Genomic DNA, 3,356 nt, shown 5'->3' with positions numbered 1-3,356 from the left:
TCGATTTCCACCAATCCTAGGGAACTAGTAAAAGTATTGCCAGGACTGAGTTTTCCCGATAGAGAAGTAAAATTTTGAGGCCACATCCACTGTTTGATGCGATCGCTTTCTAAGAGACTTTCTTCAATTATATTTGCCGAAGCATCGACTTCTATTCGCAAGTTGCTTTGCTGAAAACTTCCTAACATATGGATTCGATAATACTCTTTTATAGATTAGTTGTAACGTAAATTTCCCAGCAATAATTAAGGATTTTGATAGAATTTTTAAAGAATTATCCCTTCACTTGATATATTGATTTTATATGCTGGAATTTTTACAAACGCAGTTTTTCTTATTAGAACGATTTGCTGATCGAGTAGTTTCGACCCAACTCACCCATCTCAGTATAGTTAGTTTGGGAGTAATCTTTCTAGCAGGATTGGTTACTAGCCTGACCCCTTGTATGCTTTCGATGCTACCCATCACCGTAGGTTATATTGGCGGCTACGAGTCGGAAGGGAGATTGCAGGCTGCTGCCCAATCTAGCTGGTTTGCTTTAGGTTTAGCTACTACCTTGGCGGCTTTAGGAATTCTAGCTACTACTATCGGTAAAGTATACGGGCAGATTGGCGTAGGTTTGCCCATTATCGTCAGTTTAGTTGCGATCGCCATGGGATTGAATTTATTAGAAATATTACCCCTTCAGTTTCCTAGTTTGGGGGCGACAGATTGGATCGGCGAAGATTTACCTCGTGGAGTACGTTCGTATTTATTGGGTTTGACTTTTGGTTTGATTGCTTCCCCTTGCAGTACTCCAGTTTTAGCGACTCTTCTAACTTGGGTGGCAACGACTCAAGATTTTATTTTAGGGGGTGGTTTATTGATTGCCTATGCCATCGGTTATGTTACTCCCTTGGTTATAGCTGGGACTTTTACCGCCTCAATTAAAAAGATTCTCGAATTGCGTCGTTGGTCGAGTTGGATCAATCCCGCCAGTGGGGCTTTATTACTGGGTTTTGGTATCTTTTCTTTGTTATCCCGTCTGCCTTTTATTTCTTGAATTTAAGAACAAGTTTCATAAACTTTTTTGCTGCCTCTGATTAGTAACCGTAGAGTTCAACTAATCAACTATGAATACTTATTTAATTTCTCGTCCCGATCTTTTGAATATCTATGCTGGTATCATTGCCAGAATTGGGGAAGAGGTTAGTGTAACGGCAAAAGAAGAATCTTCTTTGGTAGAAATTTCTCAACAGCCTACGGAAAAAGAAACCGCTTATCTTAAAAATGGTAAGGAAGGGATTATCAAAGCAATTTGTGAGGATCTATTGCGTTTGGGATTTTTGGAAATAGAAAACGACCTTATCAGAGTGGCAACCTACTTTAAGCATACATCCCATTTAGAACCGATCGAACAGGCGATCTTTGACTATTTGCACGTACCGAAAACAGACACGGATCTTCAGGAAAGTCAGGAATTAGAACGAACGATCGCACCATATTGTAAAGAGTACCATCAATCTCTAATTGATAAAGGATACTTACGCTCTAACCAACAAAAATATGTGACTGCGGGTACAATCGGATTGTTTATTCTGGCTTCCGCTATGTTCAAACCCCTATCGGGAATCATCGCTGCCTACCGCTATCTAATTTTACCCGCATTAGTGGTCATGCCTAAAGCCAGTTTGGCGATCGCAGCTACCGCTTGGTTTACTACTAAATCTAAATCCGCTCACGGGCAATTAACTACTAAAGGCAAAAAATATTTAAACCAATAAACCAAATAATATTAATTAAATAATAAATGTGGAACAACAATTACAGAATGCGATCGCGAACTGTCGTCAGTCAACCAGCCCGACTGAAAGACAGAAATCACTTAATCGCTTATTACTAATAATCCAACAACTACCAGGAATTTATAAATCTACTCACCAAGACTATCCAGAGGCATACAATCGAACTTTGGAATGGGCTTGTAAAAATATCGATCGCTTCGATCCCGTTACCGACTCCACTGTCAAGAGTATGGTTATCTGGATTAATGGCTATCTTAAATGGCGCATCCGCGATTTATATATTGCCGATAACAGTTACGATCCCCGTCGTGTCTATCCTTCTACCAGGGAAGATAACGACTTAGATCCTATAGAAGCGATCGCCGATCCCCAAGTTTCCTTGAGTTTGTTGGATACTCAAATAGCGCAAATGCAAGCCGAAAAAAAACAAAATATTGCTAATGCGATCGCCAAACACATCCAAGAAGACTTGGGAAATAACCTCACTACTACCCATCCCCGCAAACATCCTCAGTGTAATTGTCACTGTCTGGCAATGCGGATGTTACTGGCAGATCCTCCAGACAAAATATCCATAATAGCCAGGGATTTAAAAGTAAACAATCAAACCCTCTATTCCCACTGGAAAAAGAAATGTCTCCCTCTCTTACAACAACTAGCAGAACGTAAGGACGTTTCATGAAACGTCCCTATCATCCATTACCCATTACCTAAAAATATGCCCCTCACACAACCCCAATCCATAACCATCCTTCTCGATAAAAACGCCCATCGTTACGCCAAACAATTTGCTAGGGAACAAATAAACCCGACGAAGGGAAAACGGGTATATCTGAATACTCTAGTTGTATATGGCATACATACCTATCTCAAATGCCTGAATATTAACAGTAACATTGCTCATAGCGATTGTTGGCAAGCTGGTTATCGCGCCCTATTTGATGTGGCAGACATTACCTTACCTCAAGGAAAATTAGAATGTCTGTGGTTGCTACCAGGAGAAACAGAAGCCACTATTCCTCTAGTAGCTAGAGAAGATCGTTTGGCTTATGTGGTAGTGCGATTAACAGAAGAATTGCAGCAGATAGAATTACTCGGTTTCATACCCAGGTTCGACATAAAATTCGATACCGAATCGGTTGTGATCGATCCCTTGCAACCTTTAGAAAATTTATTTGATGCGATCGCGAAACCACCCGCAACCAATCTCAGTCAGTGGCTAGCCAATGTCTTTACTACCGATTGGCAACTAGTAGAAACCATCCTGGCAGGTAGAATGACTCGCAGCTTGGCTGTTGCTAACTCCATTACTAGAGGTAAAACTATTCAATGGCAATTAAATAGTCTCGAGCGCGAAATTATTTTAATCTTACAAGTACAAGCCGAATCCGAGTCTGCGATCGATCTGCGGTTGCAACTATACCCAGGACAAGCTAATAGTAACTTACCTGCTGGTTTATCCGTAGCTATCTTAGATGCAAGCGATCGCATTTGTCTTTCCGCCGAGGCACAAGATCTCGATGATTGGATGCAATTAGAGTTTAGCTGTCAGCCAGGGGAAGAATTTAAGGT

General features: G+C 40.9%; 4 protein-coding genes and 1 pseudogene. 4 read left to right on the top strand and 1 reads right to left on the bottom strand.

Annotated elements, in window-relative coordinates; translation table 11 throughout:
- Window positions 1–188, bottom strand: a pseudogene (locus AC33VI_RS22670) (hypothetical protein); the annotation flags it as partial.
- Window positions 189–304: 116 nt separating this feature from the next.
- On the opposite strand from AC33VI_RS22670, the gene AC33VI_RS22665 reads away from it, so the two are divergent.
- From AC33VI_RS22665 to AC33VI_RS22650, 4 genes are all read left to right on the top strand, one after another.
- Window positions 305–1,042: a cytochrome c biogenesis protein CcdA gene (locus tag AC33VI_RS22665; RefSeq protein WP_491784529.1), complete on the top strand. Its 738-nt coding sequence runs from the start codon at window positions 305–307 to the stop codon at window positions 1,040–1,042.
- Window positions 1,043–1,112: 70 nt separating this feature from the next.
- Complete coding sequence (locus AC33VI_RS22660) at window positions 1,113–1,763, top strand: DUF2207 domain-containing protein (RefSeq protein ID WP_491784528.1); 651 nt, start codon at window positions 1,113–1,115, stop codon at window positions 1,761–1,763.
- 28 nt (window positions 1,764–1,791) lie between these two features.
- Entirely contained in the window at window positions 1,792–2,466 is a 675-nt protein-coding gene (locus AC33VI_RS22655; RefSeq protein ID WP_491784527.1) for a hypothetical protein, read from the top strand.
- Between the two features lie 36 nt (window positions 2,467–2,502).
- Window positions 2,503–3,356, top strand: an 854-nt coding sequence (locus AC33VI_RS22650; protein ID WP_491784526.1) for a DUF1822 family protein, incomplete at its 3' end; no start/stop codon positions are given.

The sequence above is a fragment of the Waterburya sp. genome (assembly GCF_058530065.1).
Note: the sequence above shows the minus strand (reverse complement) of the source record. Positions and strands in the feature narration are given on the sequence as shown.

Coding starts and splice junctions, on each gene's coding strand:
- AC33VI_RS22665 (WP_491784529.1), top strand. CDS start 305: ATGCTGGAATTTTTACAAACGCAGTTTTTCTTATTAGAACGATTTGCT.
- AC33VI_RS22660 (WP_491784528.1), top strand. CDS start 1,113: ATGAATACTTATTTAATTTCTCGTCCCGATCTTTTGAATATCTATGCT.